Origin of the sequence: uncultured Mailhella sp. (assembly GCF_944324575.1) — a bacterium.
Classification (GTDB): Bacteria; Desulfobacterota; Desulfovibrionia; order Desulfovibrionales; family Desulfovibrionaceae; genus Mailhella.
Genome location: NZ_CALUWV010000032.1, coordinates 1 through 25,980, shown reverse-complemented (window position 1 = coordinate 25,980; position 25,980 = coordinate 1). Strand labels below are relative to the sequence as shown.

Annotated in this window: 23 protein-coding genes; 11 read left to right on the top strand and 12 right to left on the bottom strand. The window is 58.6% G+C overall.

The annotated features are described in order from the left end of the window. From Q0J81_RS05710 to Q0J81_RS05695, 4 genes are all read right to left on the bottom strand, one after another. The coding region (locus Q0J81_RS05710; protein ID WP_294446503.1) for a dTDP-4-dehydrorhamnose 3,5-epimerase family protein at positions 1–310 on the bottom strand (310 nt) is incomplete at its 3' end. After that, the gene (gene rfbA / locus Q0J81_RS05705; protein ID WP_294446502.1) at positions 297–1,184 is read right to left on the bottom strand and encodes a glucose-1-phosphate thymidylyltransferase RfbA; all 888 of its coding nucleotides are present in this window, start codon (positions 1,182–1,184) and stop codon (positions 297–299) included. The genes rfbA and Q0J81_RS05710, both read right to left, overlap by 14 nt. 1,297 nt (positions 1,185–2,481) lie before the next feature. Further along, positions 2,482–4,173, bottom strand: coding sequence for a sigma-54 dependent transcriptional regulator (locus Q0J81_RS05700; protein WP_294446501.1), 1,692 nt, complete (start codon positions 4,171–4,173; stop codon positions 2,482–2,484). Between the two features lie 33 nt (positions 4,174–4,206). After that, the gene (locus tag Q0J81_RS05695) at positions 4,207–4,935 is read right to left on the bottom strand and encodes a septal ring lytic transglycosylase RlpA family protein (protein ID WP_294446500.1); all 729 of its coding nucleotides are present in this window, start codon (positions 4,933–4,935) and stop codon (positions 4,207–4,209) included. 287 nt (positions 4,936–5,222) lie between these two features. Here Q0J81_RS05695 and secA point away from each other — a divergent pair, with 287 nt between their 5' ends. Next, on the top strand, positions 5,223–7,934 hold the full coding sequence (gene secA, locus Q0J81_RS05690) for a preprotein translocase subunit SecA (RefSeq protein ID WP_366937516.1): 2,712 nt from the start codon (positions 5,223–5,225) through the stop codon (positions 7,932–7,934). 352 nt (positions 7,935–8,286) lie between these two features. After that, positions 8,287–8,847 (top strand): GNAT family N-acetyltransferase, encoded by a 561-nt coding sequence (locus tag Q0J81_RS05685; RefSeq protein WP_294446499.1) that lies wholly within the window; start codon positions 8,287–8,289, stop codon positions 8,845–8,847. A gap of 371 nt (positions 8,848–9,218) precedes the next feature. Here the strand turns inward: Q0J81_RS05685 and Q0J81_RS05680 are convergent, their stop codons facing one another. Further along, complete coding sequence (locus tag Q0J81_RS05680; RefSeq protein WP_294446498.1) at positions 9,219–10,868, bottom strand: CTP synthase; 1,650 nt, start codon at positions 10,866–10,868, stop codon at positions 9,219–9,221. A 314-nt stretch (positions 10,869–11,182) separates the two neighbouring features. Then, positions 11,183–11,956, bottom strand: a complete 774-nt coding sequence (locus tag Q0J81_RS05675) for a DUF169 domain-containing protein (protein ID WP_294446497.1) — start codon at positions 11,954–11,956, stop codon at positions 11,183–11,185. Between the two features lie 206 nt (positions 11,957–12,162). On the opposite strand from Q0J81_RS05675, the gene Q0J81_RS05670 reads away from it, so the two are divergent. Next, a complete protein-coding gene (locus Q0J81_RS05670) occupies positions 12,163–12,456 on the top strand; it encodes a hypothetical protein (protein WP_294446496.1) in 294 nt (97 codons plus the stop codon). Positions 12,457–12,575: 119 nt separating this feature from the next. Here the strand turns inward: Q0J81_RS05670 and Q0J81_RS05665 are convergent, their stop codons facing one another. From Q0J81_RS05665 to mnmA, 6 genes are all read right to left on the bottom strand, one after another. Continuing rightward, the gene (locus Q0J81_RS05665; protein WP_294446495.1) at positions 12,576–13,043 is read right to left on the bottom strand and encodes an AsnC family transcriptional regulator; all 468 of its coding nucleotides are present in this window, start codon (positions 13,041–13,043) and stop codon (positions 12,576–12,578) included. Between the two features lie 108 nt (positions 13,044–13,151). Beyond that, positions 13,152–14,270, bottom strand: coding sequence for a heme b synthase (gene ahbD, locus Q0J81_RS05660; RefSeq protein WP_294446504.1), 1,119 nt, complete (start codon positions 14,268–14,270; stop codon positions 13,152–13,154). Between the two features lie 59 nt (positions 14,271–14,329). Further along, positions 14,330–15,328, bottom strand: coding sequence for a porphobilinogen synthase (hemB, locus tag Q0J81_RS05655; RefSeq protein WP_294446494.1), 999 nt, complete (start codon positions 15,326–15,328; stop codon positions 14,330–14,332). Positions 15,329–15,543: 215 nt separating this feature from the next. Continuing rightward, positions 15,544–16,470, bottom strand: a complete 927-nt coding sequence (locus Q0J81_RS05650; protein WP_294446493.1) for an AEC family transporter — start codon at positions 16,468–16,470, stop codon at positions 15,544–15,546. 130 nt (positions 16,471–16,600) lie between these two features. Continuing rightward, positions 16,601–17,785, bottom strand: a complete 1,185-nt coding sequence (gene ahbC / locus Q0J81_RS05645) for a 12,18-didecarboxysiroheme deacetylase (RefSeq protein WP_294446492.1) — start codon at positions 17,783–17,785, stop codon at positions 16,601–16,603. 182 nt (positions 17,786–17,967) lie between these two features. After that, positions 17,968–19,011, bottom strand: coding sequence for a tRNA 2-thiouridine(34) synthase MnmA (gene mnmA / locus Q0J81_RS05640; RefSeq protein WP_294446491.1), 1,044 nt, complete (start codon positions 19,009–19,011; stop codon positions 17,968–17,970). A 168-nt stretch (positions 19,012–19,179) separates the two neighbouring features. Here mnmA and Q0J81_RS05635 point away from each other — a divergent pair, with 168 nt between their 5' ends. The 8 genes from Q0J81_RS05635 to Q0J81_RS05600 form a co-directional block, all read left to right on the top strand. Then, complete coding sequence (locus tag Q0J81_RS05635; protein ID WP_294446490.1) at positions 19,180–19,920, top strand: DUF4851 domain-containing protein; 741 nt, start codon at positions 19,180–19,182, stop codon at positions 19,918–19,920. 189 nt (positions 19,921–20,109) lie between these two features. Then, positions 20,110–20,424, top strand: coding sequence for a 30S ribosomal protein S6 (gene rpsF, locus Q0J81_RS05630; RefSeq protein ID WP_294446489.1), 315 nt, complete (start codon positions 20,110–20,112; stop codon positions 20,422–20,424). Beyond that, positions 20,424–20,687 (top strand): 30S ribosomal protein S18, encoded by a 264-nt coding sequence (gene rpsR / locus Q0J81_RS05625; protein ID WP_294446488.1) that lies wholly within the window; start codon positions 20,424–20,426, stop codon positions 20,685–20,687. The genes rpsF and rpsR overlap by 1 nt, the downstream gene beginning before the upstream one ends. A 16-nt stretch (positions 20,688–20,703) precedes the next feature. Further along, positions 20,704–21,222, top strand: coding sequence for a 50S ribosomal protein L9 (rplI, locus tag Q0J81_RS05620; RefSeq protein WP_294446487.1), 519 nt, complete (start codon positions 20,704–20,706; stop codon positions 21,220–21,222). A 27-nt stretch (positions 21,223–21,249) separates the two neighbouring features. Beyond that, positions 21,250–22,713, top strand: coding sequence for a replicative DNA helicase (gene dnaB, locus Q0J81_RS05615; RefSeq protein WP_294446486.1), 1,464 nt, complete (start codon positions 21,250–21,252; stop codon positions 22,711–22,713). Positions 22,714–22,933: 220 nt separating this feature from the next. Next, positions 22,934–24,277 carry a potassium transporter TrkG gene (locus Q0J81_RS05610; RefSeq protein WP_294446485.1) on the top strand — a complete coding sequence of 448 codons (1,344 nt, stop codon included), beginning with the start codon at positions 22,934–22,936 and terminating at the stop codon, positions 24,275–24,277. Positions 24,278–24,291: 14 nt separating this feature from the next. Next, complete coding sequence (locus Q0J81_RS05605; RefSeq protein WP_294446484.1) at positions 24,292–24,951, top strand: TrkA family potassium uptake protein; 660 nt, start codon at positions 24,292–24,294, stop codon at positions 24,949–24,951. A gap of 145 nt (positions 24,952–25,096) precedes the next feature. Beyond that, positions 25,097–25,980 (top strand): helix-turn-helix transcriptional regulator (locus tag Q0J81_RS05600; RefSeq protein WP_294446483.1); only part of this gene is annotated, 884 nt, incomplete at its 3' end.

Genomic DNA, 25,980 nt, shown 5'->3' with positions numbered 1-25,980 from the left:
CAGAAAGCTCCACGGCGACGTACTGTCCGTAGGTAGACGAGGCGCGGCGCAGGTCCACGGCCACGTCCAGAACGGTTCCTTCAAGTACGCGCACGAGCTTGGCCTGAGAATGCTCGCCTTTTTGAAAATGCAGGCCGCGCACCGTGCCGTAGCAGGACTTGGACTGATTGTCCTGCACGAAGTCATAGTGAAGCCCTGCCTTTTCAAAGGCAGACTTGCTGTAGCTTTCAAAGAAGTAGCCGCGCTCGTCCGTAAAAATGCGGGGTTCGATGATGAATACGCCTTCAATGGCGGTTTTAATAAAGTTCATGCTGTTCCTCCAGCACCTTCATGAGGTATTCCCGATACGCGCCTTTCTTCATGTCGCTTATGAGGTTCTTCATCTGGTCTTCATCAATGAAGCCCTTGGTGAAGGCGATTTCTTCCACGCAGGCGATTTTGAGCCCCTGCCTTTTTTCAATGACCTGCATGAAGTGCGTGGCATCGGCCAGCGAGTCGGGCGTGCCTGCGTCGAGCCATACGATGCCGCGTCCCATGGGCACCACGCTCATGCGGCCTTCCTTCAGATACATGTTGTTGAGATCAGTAATTTCCAGCTCTCCGCGTGCGGAAGGCGAGAGCTTTGCCGCTTTTTCGCACACGTCCGGCGGATAGAAATACAGGCCTACGGAGGCGTAGTTCGATTTGGGATGCTCGGGCTTTTCCTCGATGCTGAGGGCTCTGCGGTTCTCGTCGAACTCCACCACGCCGAAGCGTTCGGGGTCGGAAACATGGTAGGCGAAGATGGTGGCGCGCGTACCCATGTTCTGCTTGACCGCGCGGCGATAGACCTTCATCTGATTGCCCATGTAGAAGATGTTGTCGCCGAGAATGAGGCATACGTCGTCTTCTCCCACGAAATCCGCACCCAGCGTAAACGCCTGAGCTATGCCTTTGGGTTCCGGCTGAATCTTGTAGGAGAGCTTCAGGCCGAGCTGCGAGCCGTCGCCGAGAAGCCGCTCGATGTTGGGCGTGTCCTGAGGCGTGGAGATGATGAGGATCTCCCGGATGTCGAACAGCATCAGCGTGGAGAGCGGATAGTAGATCATGGGCTTGTCGTACACGGGCAGAAGCTGTTTCGACGTGATGCGCGTCAGCGGATACAGCCGCGTGCCGCTTCCTCCGGCAAGAAGTATGCCTTTCATGGTATCTCCTTAGAGTGCCGTTGTGTGTTGATGTCCGGCCGAAAAGTCGGCAGGGCGCGCCGGGTAAGGGAGCGCCTTTTTACCTGTCAGAACGTCATGATTCCGAAGAAGGTGGTGGTGAAGCCGCAGAGGTGCGGCGGTTTTTGAAAGATGCAGGCGCAGGAGATTTCGCAGCAATGACTGGCCCGGACGATCGCTCGGGAGGTGTCGCTTCACGAAAATATGGGTCCGTGTCGATGCAGTGAGGCGCAAGGGGCTGAGAACGGCACTCGGGCGTTTTTCAAAACGGAGAGGAAAATCCTGCCGAATGCAGGATGGGGGCCGGTCGTCGCTTTGCGAGCAGCCGGTGAGAGCGGGAAGATCATGCGGTACTGTGATATGATGAAAAAACATGAAAAGTTCTTCCTGATAAAAAGGGACAGGACGTTTTTGTGGAAGGAGCATGATTCTTCGGTGGAGGGGGGGGGCGGGAGACGTCCGTTGCTTAAATTTTAATGTCATATTGACTGACAGTAAAAATTATCAAAAATGCGATGAAATTTCCACTTTAAAAATGTCGGTCCGAAATTAAAGAAAAAATCATAAAAAATTGCATTATTACAGCTTGTTGAATGGTGTTTTGACTGTGTTTTGGCTTTGTGGCGCCTTTCTTGCGGCATGATGTCGTTCATGCCTTTTTATCCTGAAGGGAAAACACTCAAGTTGTCGACTTTTTCATGTCTTTTGAAAGAACGGCGTCTGTGGCGCTGTATGGGGTGACCTCGTGCGCTTTCAGGAGTTTGATCTTCGGCGATAATTAGGTCGTCGAGGCGTGCCGACCGGGGGTGGACGGAACTTGTGGCTGTCCGGTTGAGGTCGGGAAAAACTTAAGGGTCATGAGGGGAGCTGAAGCATGAGTTCGGCAGCCGCTTAAAACAGAATTTTTGCCCGATTTCATGGGCAGGCATGAAAGTCAGGGCCGGAGCTCTTCATATGCAGGAAAAACCATGGGACGCCCATGATTATATTGTTGTGGAGATCTGCTGTCGTGCCGTCCGGAAGTCCACGAGTAGCAGAAGAGACAAGCTCAGCAGGAGGAGAGTGCACAAGGCTTTTCAGGCTGGAGCTTTCGAGCGGGTGGAGGGCGACGGTGTTTTACGGCTGAAAGTCCGGGTCGGTGCGCAGAACGTCGCAGTCTGGAAGGGGCGGGCTTTGTGGGAACTGAAAAGTCGGGGTACGGGCTTGTTGTCCGAGCTCAGACTGGGACGTGTCCGTGGGGGAAGGAGCGTGTCGGCGGCATGGTCACCGCATTCCAAGGCTATTCGGCGTTCTTTTTTTTCTGGCGTCGTACCCGCAGCGTATTGGGATGAACACAGAGCAGCGCAGCTGCGCCGTCCTCTCCGCCTATGCGACCTCCGGTATGGCGCAGGGCGTCGTCGATGTAGCTTTCCGTGAGTTCCCGGAGCGAGGGCCATGGTGAGGATCGGAGCAGATTACGAAGGGCCACGGGGCCGTTCCATCTGTCGTCCGCAGAGGGGGAAACAGCTCCGGATGGGGCGACGCCTGCCGCGAGCGGGCAGATGAAGCGGGAGTCGCAGGACGGCGGAGAGGCGATGGTGGCCAGCGCTTTGTCCAGTCCGTGTATATGTTCCAGTTCGCTGTTCAGAATGTCGTCGAACTTGAAGCTGCTTCCCTTGAGCCGGACCAGCAGTCTTTCCATGAGGTGTTCGAGTTCTCTCACGTTGCCGGGCCAGTTGTGCTGGCAGAGCTTTTCCAGCTGCTCCGGCGTGAGACTGGGAAAATTGACGCCCATGCTTGTGGCCTTTTCGATGAGAAAAAGCCTTGCGAGAGCAGGAATGTCGCTGCGGTGCGCTCTGAGCGGAGGGACATGCAGCACGCAGACATTGAGCCGGTACCACAGATCTTCACGGAATTTTCCCTGGCGTACCATGCTCATGAGGTCGCGGTGCGTGGCGGCGATGACGCGTATGTCGAGAGGTACGGCGTGGGCGCTGCCGACCTTGCGTATTTCCCGCTGATCCAGCACGCGCAGAAGGCGGGCCTGCATGGAGAGGGGAAAGTCGCCTATTTCGTCGAGAAAGATGGTGCCGCCGTTGGCGGCCTCGAAGTAGCCGGTATGCGCGCCGTAGGCTCCGGTGAAGGCACCGCGCTCATGACCGAACATTTCGCTGTCCACGAGCTGTTCGTTGATGGCTCCGCAGTTGACCTTGACGAAGGGACGGCTGGAACGCAGCGAGAGTTCCTGCACGGCGTTCGCCACGAGCTCCTTGCCCGTGCCGGTTTCGCCGAGAATGAGCACGGTGCAGTCGGTGGAGGCGGCCTGTTCGATCTGCGTGTAGAGGTCGTGCATGCCCTTTGTGGCGCGCAGTCGGTTGGAGGCGCTGCCGCCGGGGTTGCCTATGCGTTCGGCGGGCTTTATGTCGCCCTTGTTCATGAAGTCTTCGCGCAGGCTCTCGCCGAGAGGCGCGGTGAGCAGCAGAAGCTTGTCCACCAGTTCCTGGGAAAAGGTATTGGCGATGTTGGAACAGAAGATGAGCTGAAACGTCGCCTCGCCCACGGTGAAGAGCGGAATGCGCAGATAGGAGGCGAGATCCTCCTCGCGAAGGCTCGTCTGGATGTTCTTGAGCATGAAGGCGTTGTTGATGGTGTATGGCCGCAGGGAATCCGATCCCATGAGCAGATTGATCTGTTCCTGCGTGAAGTTTGTGGTGGCCAGCGTACGCACGCGGTTGTGCGTGTCGGAGAGCGTGTCGGCAAGGGGCGTGAAGCTGGAGGTCTTGTAGCGCCGAAACCCGCAGAATATGCGCGTGAGGGGAAAGTGTTCGCTCAGAATGCCGAAGAGGTAGGTGAGCGCTGATCCGATGCCTATCTGCCGGCGGAGCAGTACACAGGACTTTGCACACAGTGCCAGCTCATCGTCATTCAGTCGGAGCACCGAACCGCCGGACGCGGATTTTTTTTCATGAGGGACATCGGCAGACAGAGGCATGGAATCTCCAGAGATTGCATGGACGGAAGCAGGTTACTCCGCAACAACAAAAAGACCGCGATATCTGAGGCTCAGGCTGCGGGCGGTCTTTTCGGCGACGGATCGGGAGTGATAGGGACCGAGCTGCACGAAGTTGAGGTCGTTGCCGTCATGCGTGGCGATACGGCAGCCGTAGCCCTGCGTGCGCATGAAGTCCGCAAGATTGACGGCCCGGGGACGTTCCCGGAAGGATCCTATCTGCACGTAGAACAGGCCGAGCATGTCGCCGTCGGGCGTGAAGAGCGACGGCTCTCTCCCATCTTCCAGAGCTATGAGACGAACGCGGGCCGTTCCCTTGCCGATCATGCCGAGATCCCTGGCTGCGGCGCGGGAAAGATCAATGATGCGGCTGTCGACAAAGGGGCCGCGATCGTTGACGCGCACTTCCGTGGTGCGACCGTTTTCCAGATTGATGACGCGAAGGCGCGTGCCGAAAGGCAAAAGCTTGTGGGCCGCCGTCATGGCGTTCTGATTGTAGCGTTCGCCGTTGGACGTCTTTTTGCCGTGAAAGCCGGGGCCGTACCATGAAGCAATGCCGGTTTCCACGAAGTCGTGCGCGGACTTGAGAGGGTAGTAGGTTTTGCCGCGTACCGTGTAGGCACTGGTGCCCCGATAGCGGCCGTTCTGATACCCGGTGTTTTTGGAGGAACAGCCGCCGAGAACGACGGCGGCAGCGGTCAGAACACACAAAAGCGCGAAAAGCGGTCGATAGGGTCTGGACATGTTTTCTGCCTGAAGCGAAGAAAAGACGCCCTGATGCTCGGCACACCATGTGTCCGAGGACGGGCAGGCTTTCCGTCATCATGAATCATGCGGGGCGATTTGTCCAGACCATGAGCTTCCCGCGGGCGTTGTGCCGCCGTGCATGCCGCTTTTTTCGAGGGACGGGGAGGACGGTGATTTTTCCCTTACCGGCAAAATATGAGAAAAAGGGGCGGTTCACCATTTGCCAAACAGAGGGGCATGACTTATCTTCTGCCTTGTTCCAACGACTTTTTCTGGAGATACCCATGATCAAGTTTCTGATCGGCAAAATATTCGGCACCCGCAATGAACGTTATCTCCGTTCCCTGCGTCCCAAGCTGAAGAAGTGCAACGCCCTTGAACCGCAGATGAAAGCTCTCTCCGACGAGGAGATTCCCGTAAAGCTCGCGGAGTACCGCGATCAGGTGCAGAACGGCGACCGTTCTCTGGACGACGTGCTGCCAGAGGTGTTCGCTCTGGTGCGGGAGGCATCCTCCCGCGTCATGGGCATGCGCCATTACGACGTGCAGCTTATAGGCGGCATGGTGCTGCATGCGGGCAAGATTGCGGAAATGAAGACAGGTGAAGGCAAGACTCTCGTGGCTACGCTGCCCGTGGTGCTCAACGCACTTTCCGGCAAGGGCGTGCACGTGGTTACCGTGAACGACTATCTTGCCCGCCGCGACGCGGAGTGGATGGGGCGTCTCTACAATTTCCTCGGGCTTTCCGTGGGCGTCATCGTGCAGGGACTGACCGACGATGAGCGCAAGGCCGCCTATGCCTGCGACATCACCTACGGCACCAACAACGAATTCGGCTTCGACTATCTGCGCGACAACATGAAGTTCTATGCCGAACAGCTCGTGCAGCGCGGTCACAACTTCGCCATCGTGGACGAAGTGGACTCCATCCTCATTGATGAAGCCAGAACTCCGCTTATCATTTCCGGCGCGAGCGATGAGTCCACCGAACTGTATCAGGCCATGGATGCCGTGGTTCGTCAGCTCAAGGCCGAAGAGGACTATACGCTGGACGAAAAGGCCAAAACCGCCATGCTTACCGACGCAGGCGTGGCCAAGTGTGAGAAGATACTCGGCATCGACAACCTTTTCGATCCTGCGAGCATTTCCTACCAGCATCACATTCTTCAGTCGCTCAAGGCGCATCACTGCTTCAAGCGCGACGTGGACTACATTGTAAGCGACGAAGGCAAGGTGGTCATCGTCGACGAGTTCACGGGACGTCTCATGCCCGGTCGCCGTTTCAGCGACGGTCTGCATCAGGCGCTGGAAGCCAAGGAAGGCGTGAAGGTTGAAGCCGAGAACCAGACGCTTGCCAGCATCACCTTCCAGAACTACTTCCGCATGTACGACAAGCTGGCGGGCATGACCGGCACGGCGCAGACCGAAGCCGTGGAATTCGACCAGATCTATCATCTGGAAACCATCACCATTCCCACCAACAAGCCCATGATCCGCAAGGATCTGCCCGATCTCATCTTCCGCACGCAGCGCGAGAAGTACCAGGCCATCATCGAGTCCATCAAGGAACTTTACAATGCCGGTCAGCCTGTGCTCGTGGGCACCATTTCCATTGAAACGTCTGAGCTGCTTTCCGCCATGCTCAAGAAGGAAGGCGTGCCGCACAGCGTGCTGAATGCCAAGCATCACGCCGAGGAAGCGGCCATCGTGGCGCAGGCCGGTCAGAAGGGTCATGTAACCATCGCCACCAACATGGCCGGCCGCGGCACCGACATCGTGCTCGGCGAAGGCGTGAAGGAACTCGGCGGTCTGCATATTCTCGGTACGGAGCGCCATGAAAGCCGCCGCATCGACAATCAGCTGCGCGGTCGTTCCGGCCGTCAGGGTGATCCCGGTTCCTCCCGCTTCTATCTGTCTCTGGAAGACAATCTCATGCGGCTCTTCGGTTCGGAGCGCATTTCCGGACTCATGGAAAAGCTGGGCATGCAGGAAGGCGAGCCCATTGAGAACCGCATGGTGTCCAAGGCCATTGAAAACGCTCAGAAGCGCGTGGAAGGGCACAACTTTGAAATACGCAAGACGCTGCTCGACTACGACAACGTCATGAACCAGCAGCGCGAAGTCATCTACACGCTTCGTCGCGACCTCATGCAGCTGCCCGACGTGGAAGGCGTGCTCTTCGATTTCGTCGACGAGGTGCTCGACAACATTTATCAGCCCGTGGAGGCCATCAAGGAAGCTCCCGACGCTCAGATGTGCACCGAGGTGAACAGCCGTCTCTTGGAAACGCTCAACATCGCGCGTGCCATGCCCGAGATGACCATGAGCGCCATTCCGTCCCGCGAGCAGTCTCTTGAAGCCGTGAAAAAGATTTTCCAGGAGCTGCGCGAGGAAGCCGGTCCCGTATACAACGACATTCTGCGCTATTTCCTGCTGGAATCGCTCGACCGCTGCTGGAAGGATCATCTGCGCGCCATGGACTATCTGCGCGAGGGCATAGGCCTGCGCGGTTACGCCCAGCGTGATCCCAAGCGCGAATATCAGAGTGAAGGTCTGGCTCTGTTCAAGGATATGCTTTTCCGCATTCATGAGGGTGCGCTCACGTCGCTCACCCATGTGCGCATGAAGCGGGTGGAAGCCGAGCCTGCGGAGAGCGCCGAGGCCGACGCGACGCAGCCGGAAGGCGAAAACATCGAAGCCTTGTCCGACGGTCAGGCGGTGGAGCAGCCTTCTTCGGCAGAAGAGACGACCGCCGGAGAACCGAAGGCCGTGGAACCGGAGCAGGCTCCCGAGCCGGAGACTCCGGTCGAGCAGTCAGGGACTGAGCCTTTGCTGAATCTGCGCCACAAGACCGATCCCGCAGCCATGGGAGACGGCGGTGCTTCCGCGGCAAAGGAGGAGCAGCACGTCTACAACGGCGTAAAAGTGGGACGGAATGATCCGTGCCCCTGCGGCAGCGGCAAAAAGTTCAAGAAATGCTGCGGCAGGAATCTGTAAGCTGATGCATGCTCCCCGCGGTTCCTCAGGTTCCGCGGGGATTTTTGTCTCCGCCGGTTTGGAAACTCTCATAAGTGCTTTGCCCTGTCTCAGTCGCATGATATGCCTTTTTACAGGCTGTTCGGATGATCGCTGTGGCGCTGTCGTCTCCGTACCGTCTTCGGTGTCAGAAGAAGGCAGATGACGGGGAGGGCATGACGGCTTCTGGCTTGGGCATGAGCGCGTTTTCCGGGCGGCTGTTCTGCCGGTGAGCGGTTCGCACGGAAAGAGAAAGCTGACTGACGCCCCGGGCTATATAATGCTCCGACCTGAGACGACCGGAGAGGGAAACATCACTGAGGAGGTGACGAGCGTGATACGTAGAGGAATGGAACGCGACATTGACGCTGTGGAGCGTCATTATGAGGAGCTTCTCACGTTTGAGGAGAAGCAGGGCTCTCGTACCAACTGGCAGAGAGGCGTGTACCCGACACGAAGTGTGGCGGAAAAAGGCGTGGAGAACGGAACGCTGTATGTGATGGAGGAAAACGGGGAGATTTGCGCCAGCATGATTCTCGATCAGACTCAGCTTGAAGCGTATACCTCCATTCCCTGGCTTTACGCTGCGGAACCGGACAAGGTGCTGGTCATTCATACGCTCTGTGTGCCGCCTTCTCAGGCAGGCAGGGGCGCAGGCTCGGGCATGGTGCGTTTTGCAATGGAGGAAGGTGCCCGGAGAGGCTGCGAGGTGATGCGGCTTGATACCTGGGAGCATAATGAGCCCGCCGCAAACATGTACCGGCGCTTGGGATTCCGATATGCCGGAAAGACGGCTGTGCTGTTCGCAGGCTCCATTTCCGAGAATCTTATTTTTCTTGAGAGACGCATCATGGCGTCGGAGCGCGAGGGGGCCGACGAGGGCATGAACGCCTGATGAAGACGGTGCTCAGATGTCGGACGGCGCTTGAAACGCACGTTTTCTGCCGCAGGATCCCTTTTGAGCTTTTCCGTAAATGCGCCGGGTGAGTAAATTCCGAAGAGGCGGAGCATCATGGGCTCTGCACCATATGGCAGACCTGAGAAAAATTTTTCGCAGGATTTCGATATGACAAAGGACGTTTTTGACTCGTCTCCGAGAGAAGATGGGGCCTCGGCTGCCCTGGAGGAATCAGACTCTCATGAGCCGGAAGGCTGACGTGCAGCTCGGGCCGGACGTTTTCTGAAAGCGAATCGACAAAAAAGGCGGGACGGAACGTGAGTTCCGTCCCGCCTGTCGTTCAGGAAGCGGGAAGCGTTGCGCTCAGGCTATTTCTTTTTGGACTGCTTCATGGCTGCGGCAATGAAGTCCTTGAAGAGAGGATGGGCGTGCATGGGACGGGACTTGAATTCGGGATGGAACTGGCAGCCCACGAACCAGGGATGGTCGGGAAGTTCCACGATTTCCACGAGCGTGCCGTCGGGAGAGGTTCCGCTGAACACCATGCCGTGCTGGCTGAGGGTTTCGCGGAAAGCGTTGTTGAACTCGTAGCGATGACGATGACGTTCGGAGATGTTCTCCTGCTTGTAGGCTTCGGCGGCCTTCGTGCCGGGCAGCAGCGTGCAGGGGTAGGCGCCGAGGCGCAGGGTGCCGCCCTTGTTGCTGTCTTCGTCGCGCACTTCCATGGCGTTCTTGCGGAAGTCGTACCATTCGGTCATGAGGTAGATGACCTTTTCATCGGTGAGCGGATCGAATTCTTCGGAGTTGGCCTTGGAAAGACCGGCCACGTGGCGGGCAAACTCGATGACGGCGCACTGCATGCCGAGGCAGATGCCGAAGAAGGGCACCTTGTTTTCGCGGGCGTAGCGGATGGCTTCAATTTTGCCTTCCACGCCGCGGTAGCCGAAGCCGCCGGGAACGAGAATACCGTCGCAGCCCTTGAAGGTTTCGGCGGAGTTGTCGGCGGTGACTTCTTCAGAATTGACGTATTTGAGATTGACGGACACATGATTGGCCACGCCGGCGTGCACAAGAGCTTCATGCAGGCTCTTGTAGGCTTCCTTGAGGTCGACGTACTTGCCCACGATGGCGATGGTCACCTTGTTCTTGGCGGATTCGTCAAAGTCGTTCATGAGCTTGATCCAGCCGGAGAGGTCGGCGTTGCGCGCAGGCAGGCGCATCATGATGGCCACTTTCTGGTCGAAGCCTTCTTCATAGAACTTGAGCGGCACGCCGTATACGTTCTTCACGTCCACGGAGGTGAAGACGGCGTCCTCGTCCACGTTGCAGAACAGGGCGATTTTCTTCTTGAGTTCGGAAGGAATGGTCTGTTCGCAGCGGCAGAGGATGATGTCGGGCTGGATGCCGATGGAGAGCAGTTCCTTTACGCTGTGCTGGGTGGGCTTGGTTTTGTATTCGCCCGCGGCGTGCAGATAGGGCACGAGAGTGAGATGGATGTTCAGGCAGTTGTTGCGGCCGATGTCGGAACGCAGCTGGCGGATGGCTTCGAGGAAGGGCAGACCTTCGATGTCGCCCACCGTGCCGCCGATTTCGATGATGGCCACGTCGGGAGCGTTGTCGCCTTCGGTGAGGCTCAGGATGGTGCGCTTGATTTCATCGGTGATGTGGGGAATCACCTGCACGGTGCCGCCGAGGTAGTCGCCGCGACGTTCCTTGTTGATGACGTTGTAGTAGATGCGTCCCGAGGTGGTGTTGTTGCGCTGGGAAAGGGAAACGTCGAGATAGCGTTCATAATGGCCGAGATCGAGGTCGGTTTCCGCGCCGTCGTCGGTCACGTAGACTTCGCCGTGCTGGAAGGGGTTCATGGTGCCGGGGTCGACGTTGATGTAGGGGTCGAGCTTCTGAATGGTCACGGAAAGGCCGCGGGCCTTCAGCAGAGCGCCAAGCGAAGCCGAGGCCAGTCCTTTTCCGAGAGAGGAAAGCACACCGCCGGTAACAAAAATGAATTTGGTTTTCATGAATGAGCCCTTCTATGGAAAATTGATGGGAAATTTAAATAATAAACGCACCTTCCTGCCCTGTCTTCAGCGGAAAGGCACCCCGATGACGCATTGCGCTCTTGTTCCTTATACTTGATAGCCCCGGGGAAAGAAAGCACTAAATCATGCCTTCCAAAAATTTTTCCCGAGGCGTCCGTTCTTCTTCCCTTCGGCGTGGCCGGGGAAGAAAATCGAGCTTTTTCAGGTATTTTGTTTCGCTGACAGGACGGTTTTCCGGCCGTTTCCTTTTCAGGGAACACGGGAAAAGGATTTTCGGGCAAGGGAAAAAAGTTTCATCCCGACGCGGCCTCTTCCCAGACTTTGCGGCTTCTGTCAATCTTTTTTCTGACGCCGCTCCAGGTCTTTCCTGCAAGGAAGGATCGTGGAAAGGCTTCCTGCATGGCGAGGAGAGTGTCGGTGGTGACCGTGAAGGAAAGTTCGTCTACGCCCATGAACGGACGGCAGGATGGGTCGGCTCCGCCGATGACGGCTTTTCTTTGTCCTTTGCGTTGATAGCTGAGAGGCCAGGTGAAGATGTTGGCACAGCCCGAGCCGAAAGGCATGGCCACGGCGTCGTGGTCGTCCAGGGCGAATCCGGCGAGCATGGCAAGGCCGGTGAGCGTTTCGCCGCGGCCGTGGAAGACGACAAGAAGCGGCTCCTCTTCTTCCTCAATCATGGAAAACGGCTTTGCCATGCAGAAGGGGGCTGGCGCCGGTTGAATGTCGATATCCTTGAAGAAACGGCGCATGGAATCGGGAGAGGGGAGATAGCGTTCTCCTTCACTGCCTTCCCATCCCGTGGTGACGAAATGCACGATGCGTTCCGGCACGGGAAGCCTGTAACCGAGATACACCCATCCTCCCATGCAGGTCACGACCTCGGAGGAGAAGTGTACGCAGGTTTTTTTTGTGCGGGCCATGCGCAGATAGTTGATGATGCAGGCGTGACCCGTGCCCGGCGAAGGCGTGAGTGACGCTTCCGGCGCACGGGCTGCGTAGCTGATGCCCAGCGGCTCTTCACAGCCGAGCAGGTCGAACATGTCCTGAAGGCGTTTGTGGTCAAGCATGTCGGCTCCCCTGTGACAAGGTTCGCAGAATGATAAAGCGTACAGGAGAGGCGAAAAGGTGTCAACGAGGTAAGAATAAATGCAAGCTATTTATTTTAATTATTAATATTATGAACAAAAAACTACTATAGATAGCAGTTTTGCTTGACTTTTCTTGATTTTTTGTTTTATTTTTAAATATAAAAAATTATAGTACGAGGTGTATAATGAAAAAAAGTGCTATATTTTGTATAGGTTGCAGTATTCTTTTGGTATCTAGTTGTGCAAATGTCACACCTATTAATGATGGCTCAGAATATAATACATATATGATTACTGTTGGAGGATATAATAGTATTAATGATATTATTAAAGAAGCTAATAAGTTGTGCGGTGAAAAAGGATTTACGCCATTGGCTTCAGGAACACAGGGACCAAGTGCTATATATACAATGTATGGTCCAGTTTTATCAACTCAAAAGAGTATGATTATTAGATGTAATGAGAAAAAAAATAAGTAAGAATGTATAATTTAGAAGTAATTAATATAAAATAATAAAAGTTTTGAAGGGAAGGAAGGGGGCGCGGGGGAAGGAAGGGAAAATTTTTCAAAATTTTCCCTTCCTTCCCCCGTTTTCTCCTATTCTTCCATCTGAAAATCCACGCGGATCTTGAACAGCTTTTCGGCGGGCAGGTTCATGACGGCAATGCCGGTGCGTTCCTCTATTCCTCTGATGGTGTCGCATACGCTGTCCCACGAGGGGCCGATGAGAGTGAACCACACGTTGAACTCATGATTGCGCAGGTAGTTGTGGGTGACGCCGGGCAGGGCGTTCACGTCGGCAATGAAGGCGTCGAGCTTTTCTTCCGGCACGTGTGCGCCGCAGAGCGTGGAGCGGAAGCCGAGCTTTGCCGACTGGAAGTTGGCGCCCAGGCGGCGGATGATCTTCCTCTCCTTCATGCCCTTTACTCTTGCAAGGGCCTCTTCCTCGGAAATGCCGAGCTGTCTGCCGAGTTCTGCATAGGGGCGGGGAACCAGCGGAAAGGCCGTCTGGATGATGTCCAGCAGTTTTCTGTCGATGGTGTCCAGCTCTTCGTTCTGAGCCATGGCCGTTCTCCTCGGAAGGCGCGGAAAAGGGCCGCGCCCGGAAAGAAATGCGGGCCCGCCCCGTAGTTCGGACGAGGCGGGCCGAAAGGGGAAGACAGACGTTCCTCGTTATTTTGCCGCCTTGGGCTGGTACAGACACAGAGGTTCCTGCGCCATGGGATCGTCGGTCATGCTGTATGCGCGGGCGCGGCAGCCGCCGCACACCTTATGGTATTCGCACACGCCGCATTTGCCCTTGTAGGCGCTCTGATCACGGAACTTGAGGAACCACGGCGTCTTTTTCCATAGCTCGGGAAAGGGCGTGTTTTTCACGTTGCCGCAGTCCAGGGTCAGATATCCGCAGGGCTGGAGCTGACCGGTATGGCTGATGAAACAGAAGCCCGTGCCGCCGAGACAGCCGCGGGTCATGGCGTCCATGCCGAAGTTCTCCATGTTCACGCTCACGCCTTCCTCGCGGGCTTTCTGCCGCATGATGCGATAGTAGTGCGGCGCGCAGGTGGCCTTGAGGTGCATGGAAGTCGTTTTCCGGAAGTCGTAGAACCAGTGCAGCACTTCCTCGTATTCCTCGGCGGAAATGACTTCTTCCTGAATTTCGGCAGCCCGGCCCATGGGAACCAGAAGGAAGATGTGCCAGGCTACGGCGCCGATTTTCTCACACAGATGGAAGATGTCCTTGAACGAGTGCAGGTTGCTCTTGGTCACCGTGGTATTGATCTGGAACTCGACCCCTTCGGCCTTCAGGTATTCGATGCCGCGCATGGAAGCGTCGAACGCGCCGGGAACGCCGCGGAAGGCGTCGTGACTGGCCGCGTCTGCTCCGTCTATGGAGATGGAGCAGCGCTGGAACCCGGCCTCCCGTATCTTGCGGGCGGACTCAGGCGTAATGAGCGTGCCGTTGGGCGACATGACGCAGCGCAGGCCCTTGTCGCGGGCGTAGGCGGCGAGTTCATAGACGTCGGCACGCATCATGGGATCGCCACCGGTGAAGATGATGATGGGCTCGCCCACTTCGGGGAAGGTGTCGATGAGCGCCTTGGCTTCCTCGGTGGAGAGCTCTCCCGGATAGGGTTCGGGATGAGCTTCGGCGCGGCAGTGCTTGCAGGCCAGGTTGCAGGAGCGCGTTACTTCCCAGGCGATGAGGCGGCACTTGGGAGAGCCGTCAGGCAGAAAGCGGGGTCTTGCCGTGGCCGGGTGACCGCCGGGAGCACCGTCGGCAGGGCGTCCCATGGGGTGACCGCCGGGATGGCACGCGCCGAGGGATGAGGGGGCGGAGTGATGGCCGTTCATCAGCGAATCCAGCCTTCGCGGAGGGCTTCCACGGTGAAGTAGGTAATGATCATCTTGGAGCCGGAGCGCTTGAGGCCCAGGAGCGATTCCATGATGACGGCCTTGCGGTCGATCCAGCCGTTCTGGGCCGCGGCGCAGATGAGGGAATACTCGCCGCTCACCTGATAGGACACGAGCGGCACGTCGAAGGTGTCGTGCATGAGGCGGATGATGTCCTGATAGGGGCCGGCGGGCTTGACGATGAAGATGTCCGCGCCTTCGTCGATGTCGGCCTGCATCTCACGCAGGGCTTCCTGCACGTTGCCGGGATCCATCTGATAGGTGCGGCGGTCGCCGAAGTGAGGTGCGGATTCCGCAGCGTCGCGGAAGGGGCCGTAGTAGGCGGAAGCGTACTTTACGGCGTAGGACATGATGGGGGTTTCTTCAAAGCCGGCTTTGTCCAGCGCGGAGCGCAGGGCGAGCACGCGGCCGTCCATCATGTCGGAAGGCGCGATAATGTCGGCTCCGGCCTCGGCCTGGGACACGGCGGTCTTCGCGAGAAGGTCGAGCGTCTGGTCGTTGAGTACATGGCCGGTCTTGTCGCCGTCGGCAATGATGCCGCAATGGCCGTGGGAGGTGTACTCGCACAGGCAAAGATCGGTGATCACCACAAGGTCGGGCCAGTTCTTCTTGATCATGCGCGTGGCACGCTGCACGATGCCGTCCCTGGCGTAGGCGCCGGAACCCACGGGATCCTTTTCGGCGGGAATGCCGAAGAGCAGCACGGCGCGCAGGCCGAGCTTCACGGCTTCGCCGATTTCCTTTTCAAGCTCGGCAAGGGAAAGCTGATACTGGCCGGGCATGGAGGCGATGGGCTGGCGGAAGGATTCATCCGGGGTGTCGACCACGAAATAGGGCATGATGAGGTCGGCAGCGGAGAGGGACGTTTCGCGAATCATGTCGCGGATGGCGGGAGTGCGGCGCAGACGACGGCCGCGATGGAAGGAAAGATTGGTCATTTCAGTATCCTTTGCGCCGCAGAGGGCGCGTCAACGGTCAATGAAAACGTGAAGGAAGATAACACCGCCCCCCGGCTTTGAAAAGGGTCGGCGTCACACTTCGTCTGATAGAACTTTTTTCGTGCAGGCGTATTTAACGTGAGCTGCCGGCCAGTTCCGGCAGATTGTTGCAGAACGTCGTTCCCGCGTCTGCGGAAACGGGAAGCATTGATGCATCAGAGCTGAAAGAGAAAGACCATGACGGGCATGGTGATGACGCAAAGCAGCGTGGAGATGACGTTGATGAGACTCGCGTATTCGCCGTTGTGTCCGTAGAGGTGGGACATCTGCGTGACGGTGGAGGCGCAGGGGGCGGCGGCCGCAAGGAAGCTGATGAGCAGAATGGTTCCGCCGTCCTTTGTCCAGGATGCAAGAGGACTTGCACGGAACACGAGGAGCGTGATGAGGGGCAGCACGAGAAGGCGCAGCGCCACGATGAGCGGCAGCTTCCTGTAGGCGAGAACGCGTTTGAAGTTCATGGAGCCTATGAGCATGCCCGTGACTATCATGCACAGCGGACCGATCATGCTTCCCACGGCGTGCACGGCAAGACGGGGAACTTCGGGAAAATGCAGGCCGGAAACGAAGAGCAGGGCGCCTGCCGCCATGGCCAGAATATTGACGTTCAGAAGGATGTTGCGCAGATGGAACTGTCCGTTCTTCTTGAGGAGCGTGTAGCAGTGCGTCCAGAAGAGCGCCGTTTGCCCGATGAGAAATCCGCTTGTGTAGAGCACCCATTCGGGACCGAACACGTAGGTGACAATGGGAATGATGAGGTTGCCGCCGTTGGAGTAGATGGCGGAAGCCTGCTCCACGGGATCGAGGCGGAGCGGCCGGCGCACAAGGGCATTGAAGGCTATGGCAAGCGACTGGGAAAGCGCGGCCGCCACGAGCGAAAGAAGGAGTCCGTGCAGCTTCTCTCCGGAAAACTCCACCTGGAAGGCATCGAGCATCATGCACGGGCCGACTATGTAGAGGGCCACGGCGGAAAGGGAAACGCTGTCCTCGGCCCGGAGCAGACGCAGACGCACCACGGCGTAGCCCATGAGCACCATGAGCAGCATGGCCGCTATCTGCTTGCCGAGAAGAAGGGAAATGATCATGGAAAGGCTCTTGATGGAGAAAGGCGTTCTTCATTCTCGGGTCGGGCGAGAGCGACGGCTCGGAAGAAAAAGACAGAGCTGAAAAAACGGGGAAGCTCCGCAGAGCCTCCCCGTTGTAGTGAGCGATGTGCTACTTGATGCCGATTTCCTCGTCGGTGAGGTAGCAGGCCGGATCTTCGGCCCATTCGTCGCCGTAGTAGGCTTCGGCGCGGGAACGGAAGTTGCCGCCGCAGATGTTGAGGAAGCGGCACCTGGCGCAGCGGCCCTTGACATGGGGCTTCTTGTCCTTGAGCTTGTGCAGCAGCTCGATGTTCGGGTCGTCCCAGATTTCGGAGAAGGGGCGTTCGAGCACGTTGCCGAACACGTGGTGACGCCAGAACTGGTCGGCGGACACGTCGCCGTTCCAGGAAATGCAGCCTATGCCGCGGCCGGAGCTGTTGCCCTCGTTGAACTGCAGAAGCTCGAACACTTCTTCGGCTCTCCTGGGATCTTCCTTGAGAAGGCGCATCCATACGTAAGGGCCGTCGGCGTGGTTGTCCACGGTGAGCACTTCCTTGGGCGTGCCCGCGTCGAAGCATTCGCGGGTCTTGTCCATGATGAGGTCCACCACGGCACGGGTTTCCTGATGATTGAGGTCCTCATTGATGAGCTCAGTGCCGCGACCGGAGTACACGAGGTGATAAAAGCACACGCGGGGAATGTCGCGTTCGCGCAGGATGTCGAATATCTTGGGGACTTCCACGGCGTTGCGTTTGTTGATGGTGAAGCGCAGTCCCACCTTGATGCCTTCTTCGCGGCAGTAGTCGAGGCCTTCGAGGGCACGGCGGAAGGCGCCCTTCACGCCGCGGAAGTGATCATGCACGTCTTCGCCGCCGTCCAGCGAGACGCCCACATAGGAGAGGCCCACTTCCTTGAGCGTTTTTGCCATGGCGCGGTCGATGAGCGTGCCGTTGGTGGAAATGACGGCGCGCATGCCCTTCGACGTGGCGTAGCATGCCAGTTCAGGCAGGTCCTTGCGTATGGTGGGTTCGCCGCCGGAAAAGAGCATGACCGGCGCGCCGTAGGCGGCCAGATCGTCGATCATGATCTTTGCCTGTTCGGTGGAGATGGGGTCGACTCCCTTGTCGGTTTCGGCCTGGGCATAGCAGTGCACGCATTTGAGGTTGCAGCGGCGCGTCATGTTCCACACGACGACCGGCTTCTTGTCGGCGGAGAACTGAAGCAGATGAGAAGGAAGCTTGCCGGACTGGCGGCCGTAACGCAGCGCGTCGGACGGTTCCACCTGTCCGCAGTAAAGCTTGGAAATACCGATCATGTGATGTCCTCACTGAGCGTTGTATGGGAAAGGCGGGGCGAAAGTTCCGCTCCGCCGCCATGTTGCGTGAAAAAAGGCTCTCCGCCGTCTTCCGGCGGCAGACCGGGCCACATCATACCCGCACAGGCTTCGGGAATCAAGTGACGCCGTCACTCTTGAACGTGTCCTGCGCGTAAAAAGATTCAGTCGAGAATGCCGCCGGCAAGCACGAAGCCGTCTTCATCGTAGACGGCGGCGATCTGACCGGGGGCCGGGGGCTGCTGGGGAGAGGCGAAAACAATGGTCATGCGGTCTTCCGAAACCTCGACGCGCGCCGGTTCCGGCTTCTGATGATAGCGCACCCGCACAAGGAGTCTGTCCGGCCAGAGAGAGGGCGAAACCATGAGGTTCAGCGAGGAGGCGGAACACGAAGTCACGGGCAGCAGGTTTTTCGGGCCTACTACCAGAGTGTTGGACTCGCGCAGTCTTTTCAGCACATAAAGCGGCTCCGTCCAGGGAATGCAGAGGCCCCGGCGCTGTCCTTCGGTATACTGCCAGAGGCCCCGGTGCTGCGCGATGACCCGGTTTTCTCCGGCAAGCAGCACGGGCCCCGGGCCGGGCAGTTTCAGGCCGTCGACGGATGCCTTCTCCTTCAGCCACGCATAGTGATCGTCGCCGGGAATGAAGCAGATTTCCTGACTTTCGGCGGGGACAGGGGGCGTCAGCCCCCGGGAGGAGAGCCACTGCCGTATGTCGGACTTCTTCCATTCCGCAAGGGGAAAGAGGCAGCGGCGAAGACGGGAGACGGGAACCAGCGCAAGAAAGTAGCTTTGATCCTTGGTGCCGTCGCTTCCGGCCCTGAGCGCGGGGCCGTAGACCGGATGCTCGCGCACGGCCGCGTAATGGCCGGTGGCAAAGGCGTCGCCCATCGTCATGGCATGATCGAACAGAAGGCCGAACTTCATGGCCCGGTTGCACAGGGCGCAGGGGTTCGGCGTGCGGGCTCTGGCATGTTCCTCGGCAAAGGGTTCCATGACGCGACACCGGAACTCTTCGGAAAGGTCGACCACGCGAAGGGAAATGCCGAGGCTCCGGCAGAGGGACTCCATGGCAGGCACGGCGTCGTGTTCTTCTCCGGCAGTCAGAAAGCGTGCGTGCAGAGCCGAGACGTCGTGCCCTTCCTCTTTAAGATGAAGAAGCGCGAAGAGGCTGTCGGTTCCGCCGCTTATGGCAACTGTGACGTTCATGAAGAGAGTGTGCCATTGCAGGATGAAGAGCGCAAGCCGCTTTTTGACGAGACGGCCTGTGGGAGGCGGAAAGGGCGTGTCGTTGCCAATTTCCGATGAAGGATTTATGATGAGAGTTCCCGCTCAGCGGGGAAAAAGGACAACCCATTGAAAGAAAGAGGTGTCTTCATGAAACGACTTCTGGCCTGTGCGGCTCTTTCTCTTGCGGTGTTTCTCGGCGGTTGCGCCGGTTCCGCCATATACAGGGGCGTGGATGCGTCCACGGGAAATTTCGTCTCCACCAAATCTCCTTCGGTGAGCGTGGTGGCTGCGGAAGGATACGAGAACGTGCTCTCGGGCCATGCGCTGGTCAACGTGCCCTTTGAGAACGGCTTCATGAATGTCGTTCCCGTGCGTGCGTGGTTCTCTTTGCAGGAAAAGGAAGGTTCTCAGCTCGTCACCCTGCTTGCGGAGTGCTCTTCCGACATGATCTGGGAAGTGCGTCCCGTGGGCGTGGACTTCCAGACGCTGAGAGTCTTTTACGAAAGCAACGGCATCGGTGCGAACGACGCCACCGTGCACGTTTATCTGCGTCCCGTGTCCATGGACCCGTGGACCCCGCTCTTCCTCCAGGCAGGCAAGACCGTCTGGGAAGGCCCGAGTCTGGTGGCCCGCTATGAATGGGCGAACTCCACGGATAAGGAAAAGCTCGTGGTGGAATACCGGGAAAAGGCTCCCGAACTCATTGAGGGACTGAATCCCAGCCTCATAGATCTCAAGGATTTCATCGCGCGTTCCCGGAATGCCTTTACGCTTGGAGAAGTAAGCATGCCTGTGACCCCCGCAGACGGCGCTTCCGTGGTCATTTCCGACAGGCTGCTCGCGCCCGTGGTGGGTTCGGTGACCGTAAACCAGCTTTTTTCATTCTGATGTTTTCCGCGCTCCCTGGGCTCTGCCTGTGGAGCGCGCCGCAGAAAAAGCCGCCTTTTTGCCGGGACCTTCGGGACTTGACAGAAAGGCGGCTCCCTAGTAAATACGACAGTTCACCTTGTTCGCCGTATGGTTTCTCCGGCAGGAAGCCGGGAGCGGCGGACCTCTGACCGTAAGGAGATATCCTACATGCGCAAAATGGAAACCCTGCTGCTCCTTTCTCCGGAGCTGTCTGTGGAAGAGCGCGAAACCGTCCTGAAGACCATGGACGACGTCATTACCCGCGAAGGCGGCAAGATGCTCGTCGTGGATCAGTGGGGCATGCGCGACCTGGCCTATCCCGTCCGCAAGCAGATGCGCGGCTTCTATGTTCGTCTCGAATATGCCGCTCCTTCTCAGCTCGTGGCTGAACTGGAACGCATCATCCGCATCACCGACGGCGTGTTCAAGTTCATGACCGTCAAGCTGGCCGACTCCGTCGAAGCCACCGAGGAGGTCGCGTAATGGCTTTCCGTAAGAAGTTTGCTCCTCGCCGCAAGTTCTGCCGCTTCTGCGCCGACGCTGAACTGGCTCTCGATTACAAGCGTCCCGACATTCTCCGCGATTTCATCACCGAACGCGGCAAGATCGTCGCCCGCCGCATTACCGGCACCTGCGCCAAGCATCAGCGCGCCCTCACCACCGAGATCAAGCGCGCCCGCCAGATGGCCCTGCTGTTCTACACGTCCGCTCATTCCAGCGAACTCAAGAAGAAGACCAACATCTAACGGCATAGGAGACAAAATGAAAGTTATTCTTCGTGCCGACGTTGAAAAGCTCGGTCACCTTGGCGATATCGTCAATGTCAAGCCCGGCTACGGCCGCAACTATCTGCTTCCTCAGCAGCTTGCCAGCCTGGCCACTCCCGCCAACATCCGCGTGTTTGAACTCGAACGCAAGAAGCTGCAGGCCCGCATGGACGCCCTCCGCGCCGCTGCCGCCGACCTCGCTTCCAAGCTCGACGGCGTGGTGGTGACCATCGCCATGCGCGTTGGTGAAAACGACAAGCTCTATGGTTCCGTCACTCCTGCCATGATCGGCGACGCCCTCGCCGCCATGGGCATCGAAGTGGATCGTCATCGTCTGCTTCTCGACGGCTCCATCCGCACCCTGGGCGAACACAACGTGCGCGCCCGTCTGCATGCCGACGTGGTTCCTTCCTTCACCGTGAAGATCGTGTCTGAAGAAAAGCACATCGCTGAAGAAGAAGCCCCCGTGGAAGCTCCCGCTGCTGAAGCGGAAGCTCCTGCTGAAAATGCCTGATCAGCTTCCCCGGAAGCCTGACGAGTCATGGACAGCCCGGATACCGTCATGAATGAAGCCGCCGCTCCTTCCCGGAGCGGCGGCTCTCGTCGTTCTCCCCGAGGGGAGGGCGACGTTTCCGAACGTGCGCGCGACGACCTTTTAAGGCGCGTTCCTCCGCACAGCGAAGAGGCCGAACAGGCCGTTCTGAGCGGCGTTTTTCTCCGTCCCGATCTTCTGCAGGAAATCATTGATCAGATACGGGACACCGATTTTTACATTCCTGCGCATCGCGTCATCTTCGGCGCGTTCATGGCTCTTTTCGAGCAGAACGCTCCCGTGGACGAAGTGACGGTGTTCGACTGGCTCGTCAGCCATTCTCAGCTGGAAGCCGCGGGCGGCGCGGCCTATCTCGGCGACCTTTCCCGAGCCGTGGTGAGCGGCGCCAACGCCGTGCACTGGGCCAAGATCGTGCGCGACAAGGCCATGCAGCGCGCGCTCATCGACACGTCCGCCCAGATCATCAGCAACTGCTACGACGCCTCCAAGGACGTGCCCACGCTTCTCGACGAGTCGGAGCGGGCCATATTCTCCATTTCCGAACGCGCCAACAGCAAGACCTTTTCCAGCAGCAGCGAGCTCGTGCGTTCCGTGTTCGACGAGCTTCTCGCCCGCTACAACAACAAGAGCGTGACCACCGGCGTGCCCACGGGCTACATGCAGCTCGACAAGATGACGGCCGGACTTCAGCCTACCGACCTCATCATTCTCGCCGCGCGTCCCTCCATGGGCAAGACGGCCTTCGCCCTCAACGTGGCCATGCGCGCCGCGCTTTCCGGCGGGGCCACGGTGGCCATTTTTTCTCTGGAAATGAGCAAGGAATCGCTCATGGACCGCATGCTCTGCGCCTGGGGCAGGGTGGAGCTTTCGCGCGTGAGGCGCGGCTTTCTGGAAGATGACGACTGGGCCAAGCTTTCCGCCTCGGCCGACGCCCTTTCCCGCGCCAAGATATTCATCGACGACACGGCGGGACTCACGCCGCTGGCTCTGCGGGCGCGCTGCCGCCGCCTCAAGGCCGAGCACGGCCTTGATCTTGTCATGGTGGACTATCTGCAGCTCATGCATTCCGCGCGCAATGACTCGCGCGAACTGGAAATTTCCGACATCTCGCGCAACCTGAAGGCGCTTGCCAAGGAACTCAAGGTCCCCGTCATTGCCCTTTCCCAGCTCAACCGAAAGGTGGAGGAGCGCACCGACAAGCGGCCCGTGCTCTCCGACCTTCGTGAATCGGGCGCCATTGAACAGGACGCCGACCTCATCATGTTCATCCACCGTGAGGATGCCTACAACAAGAAGGGCGACCGGCCGAAGACCGGCATTGCCGAAATCATCATCGGCAAGCACAGAAACGGCCCGACCGGCACGGTGGAGCTCGCCTACAGGCCGGAGTTCACCGCCTTCGACGATCTTGAAACCACCTACGTGGAGCCTTCCGAATCCCAGCAGGGCTGACGTCGGGGCCCAGGAAGTCTCGCAGTTCCTCGTCCGGCAGCCGTGGGAAGGCCTCCTGCAGCGCTTGCGTGGCGGGAGTTTTTGCATGCGGCATGAACCCGGGCGGAGGGAAAGCCCGCCGGAGCTTTCCGAAAGCCGCCTTGCCTTATGCCCGCCGGCATGCTACTGGAAGCGGGCGGCCCTGCTCATGAACGGCGCGGCCGACATGCCGGAGAATACGATGTCATTCTGGAACAAAGAACGCATCAGTCCGTCGCAGATCATCATTCTGGGCTACTTTCTGCTCATCGTCTGCGGCACGGGACTGCTCATGCTGCCCTTCACCACCAAAGACGGCGCGGGGCCGGGATTCGGCGACGCCCTGTTCACGGCCACCTCGGCCATTACGGTAACGGGACTTGTGGTGCACGATACCGTGCGGTACTGGTCGACATTCGGGCAGATCATCATTCTTCTGCTCATACAGGTGGGCGGACTCGGCGTCATGAGCATGGCCGTGGCCGTGGCCGTACTGGCCGGGCAGAAGATAGGCTTCCGTCTGCGCTGGGTCATGCAGGAATCCATTTCCGCGCCGCAGCTTGCGGGCATCGTGCGCCTTACGGGATTCATATTCAAAACCGTGCTGGCCGTGGAACTCATCGGCGCTGCGCTGCTTGCCTTAAGGTTCTGTCCGGACATGGGGCTCGGAAAGGGACTCTGGATGGCGCTGTTTCATTCCGTGTCCGCGTTCTGCAACGCCGGTTTCGACCTCATGGGAGCGGCGCATCCCTATGCCTCGCTTACGGCATATGCCTCGGACCCCCTCGTGTGTCTCGTCATTGCGCTGCTCATCACCACGGGCGGCATCGGCTTTCTCACCTTGGACGACATTCGTTCCCACGGTACGGATGTTCACAGATACCGACTGCAGAGCAAGCTTGTGCTGCTTTTCAGCGCGGCGCTTGTGCTTCTGGGTTTTCTCTTTTTCTTTTTCTATGAATTCCGGCGCGAGGGCTGGCAGATGACCGGGCCTGAGGCCGCGCTTGCCGCGCTGTTTCAGTCCGTGAGCCCTCGCACGGCGGGCTTCAACAGCGTGGACCTTACGGCGCTCAGTCCCATAGGCAAGCTGGTCACCATTCTGCTCATGCTGGTGGGGGCGGCTCCCGGCTCCACGGGCGGCGGCTTCAAGGTCACTACATTCGCCGTGCTTCTTCTGGGGCTTCTCTCCATTTTTCTGCATCGTTCCGACGTGCGCGGCTTCGGCCGAAGGCTGCCGGACATGGCTCTTCGCCGGGCGTCCGGCATATTCATGTTCTATCTTCTGCTTTTCCTGGCCGGGGGAATGCTGGTGTCAGCCTTCGACAATCTGCCGCTCATGACGGCTTTTTTCGAGGCTGCCTCGGCCATAGGCACCGTGGGACTTACCCTGGGAGCGACGCCGGAACTTTCCGATGCCTCGCGCGGCATTCTCATACTGCTCATGTATTTCGGCAGAGTGGGCAGTCTTACCGTTGTTTTTGCGGTGTCCTCCGGCATACGGCAGGACGGATTCCGCTATCCTGCCGAAGACGTGGCCGTGGGCTGAAAGGAGTGTGCCCGATGAAATCCGTACTGCTCATAGGACTCGGACGTTTTGGTCGTCGCATGGCAAGAAAGCTGCGGGAACTTCACCATGAAGTGCTCGCCATAGACAGAAACGAACAGCGGGTCAACGAGGCGCTGGATTTTGTGACCAGCGCACAGATTGCCGACGCCACAAGCGAGTCGTTCATACGTTCCCTCGGCGTGAGCAACTTCGATATGTGCGTGGTGGCCATAGGCGACGATTTTCAGAGTTCTTTGGAAACCACGGCGCTGCTCAAGGAGCACGGGGCTCGCTTTGTGCTTTCCCGCGCCTCACGTCAGGTGCACGCCAAGTTTCTTCTGCGCAACGGCGCGGACGACGTGGTGTATCCCGAGCGGCAGACCGCCGACTGGGCGGCCATGCGCTACAGCAGCGACCATATCTTCGATTACGTCAAGCTCTCCCCCGATTACTCCATTTATGAGATAGCCACGCCCGAAGAGTGGCAGGGAAAGACCGTGAAGGAGCTGGCCGTCCGTCAGCGCTATCGGCTCAATGTGCTCGGCGTGAAGAAGGGCGACACCCTTCAGCCCATGCCCGGCCCGGCGCACTGCTTTCAGGCCGGGGAAAGCGTGCTCGTGCTCGGTCACGACATGGACGTTCAGGAGCTTCTGCGCAAGAACGGGCGGAACTGAAGCTGACGCCGATCCTGAAAGCGCTCCTTGCGTTGAGTCCCGCCGCATGATGTTATTGGAGTAAATCCAATAGATGATTTTCCGTCATAAGGTCGTCGTTTTTCGGAACGGCAGATGCAGAACGGAAGCATGAAGGAGAGACGGTATGGACGTGCTGGATTCCTGTGCCTGTTCGGGAGGGAACCTTCCCCGTTTTGTGCAGCCCGTGCTTCTGGCGTTGCTGGCCAAAGAGCCCATGCACGGCTATGCGCTCGTGCAGAAGCTCGAAGATACCGGACTTTTTTCCGGGCAGATGCCGGACATGACGGGCTGTTATCGGATGTTGAGGGAGATGGAGAAAAACGGTGTGCTGGAAACGACGCCTGCAAAAGGCGACGGCCCGTCCCGCAGAAAATACGCGGTGACGGCTCTGGGACGGCGCTGCCTGAACCGCTGGATATCCTCGCTTTCGGGCAGCCGTGATCATCTCGACAGAGTGCTTGCGCTGCTTGTTTCCGCACGCGATTCGGGAGGCATTGACGTTTCGGACTGCCCCGAAGACGACCGTATATTCATGGAAGGAGTTAAGAAGCGTGCGCTGAGCGGGGAGATTCCCTGCCGTGACGACGTGGTTCGCCTGCTTTCCTATGCGCCGGATTCGCCGCAGGCGGCGTACCTCGGCCGGCTTGCACGTCAGACGGCCCGGGACGTGGCTGGAGACCGGGCGGGCGTGTGGGCGGCTGTGGGCGTGGACTGCGCGCCCTGTTCCATGAGCTGCGCGTTCTGCGCCTTCGGTGAGGCGTGGGGCGTGGTGAACGAGGCACATGAGTGGAGCGTGGAGCGCATTGCCGATACGGCGCGCCGTTTTGCCCTGGAGGGAGCCTCGTGGGTGGTGCTGCGCACGACGGAGCATTACGGGGCGGAACGGCTGCGGGCTCTGGCGTCCGCGGTGCGCGCTCATTTGCCGTCACGCTGTGCGCTGGTGGCCAATACGGGCCAGATGACCGTGGAGGAGATACAAAGTCTCGGCGAGGCCGGAGTGACGGTCAT

Coding starts and splice junctions, on each gene's coding strand:
- hemB (WP_294446494.1), bottom strand. CDS start 15,328: ATGACCAATCTTTCCTTCCATCGCGGCCGTCGTCTGCGCCGCACTCCC.
- rplI (WP_294446487.1), top strand. CDS start 20,704: ATGAAAGTTATTCTTCGTGCCGACGTTGAAAAGCTCGGTCACCTTGGC.
- Q0J81_RS05610 (WP_294446485.1), top strand. CDS start 22,934: ATGTCATTCTGGAACAAAGAACGCATCAGTCCGTCGCAGATCATCATT.
- rpsR (WP_294446488.1), top strand. CDS start 20,424: ATGGCTTTCCGTAAGAAGTTTGCTCCTCGCCGCAAGTTCTGCCGCTTC.
- Q0J81_RS05670 (WP_294446496.1), top strand. CDS start 12,163: ATGAAAAAAAGTGCTATATTTTGTATAGGTTGCAGTATTCTTTTGGTA.
- Q0J81_RS05650 (WP_294446493.1), bottom strand. CDS start 16,470: ATGATCATTTCCCTTCTTCTCGGCAAGCAGATAGCGGCCATGCTGCTC.
- secA (WP_366937516.1), top strand. CDS start 5,223: ATGATCAAGTTTCTGATCGGCAAAATATTCGGCACCCGCAATGAACGT.
- dnaB (WP_294446486.1), top strand. CDS start 21,250: ATGGACAGCCCGGATACCGTCATGAATGAAGCCGCCGCTCCTTCCCGG.
- ahbC (WP_294446492.1), bottom strand. CDS start 17,785: ATGATCGGTATTTCCAAGCTTTACTGCGGACAGGTGGAACCGTCCGAC.
- Q0J81_RS05700 (WP_294446501.1), bottom strand. CDS start 4,173: ATGCCTCTGTCTGCCGATGTCCCTCATGAAAAAAAATCCGCGTCCGGC.
- Q0J81_RS05680 (WP_294446498.1), bottom strand. CDS start 10,868: ATGAAAACCAAATTCATTTTTGTTACCGGCGGTGTGCTTTCCTCTCTC.
- rfbA (WP_294446502.1), bottom strand. CDS start 1,184: ATGAAAGGCATACTTCTTGCCGGAGGAAGCGGCACGCGGCTGTATCCG.
- rpsF (WP_294446489.1), top strand. CDS start 20,110: ATGCGCAAAATGGAAACCCTGCTGCTCCTTTCTCCGGAGCTGTCTGTG.
- ahbD (WP_294446504.1), bottom strand. CDS start 14,270: ATGGGACGCCCTGCCGACGGTGCTCCCGGCGGTCACCCGGCCACGGCA.
- Q0J81_RS05675 (WP_294446497.1), bottom strand. CDS start 11,956: ATGCTTGACCACAAACGCCTTCAGGACATGTTCGACCTGCTCGGCTGT.
- Q0J81_RS05665 (WP_294446495.1), bottom strand. CDS start 13,043: ATGGCTCAGAACGAAGAGCTGGACACCATCGACAGAAAACTGCTGGAC.
- Q0J81_RS05635 (WP_294446490.1), top strand. CDS start 19,180: ATGAAACGACTTCTGGCCTGTGCGGCTCTTTCTCTTGCGGTGTTTCTC.
- Q0J81_RS05605 (WP_294446484.1), top strand. CDS start 24,292: ATGAAATCCGTACTGCTCATAGGACTCGGACGTTTTGGTCGTCGCATG.
- mnmA (WP_294446491.1), bottom strand. CDS start 19,011: ATGAACGTCACAGTTGCCATAAGCGGCGGAACCGACAGCCTCTTCGCG.
- Q0J81_RS05695 (WP_294446500.1), bottom strand. CDS start 4,935: ATGTCCAGACCCTATCGACCGCTTTTCGCGCTTTTGTGTGTTCTGACC.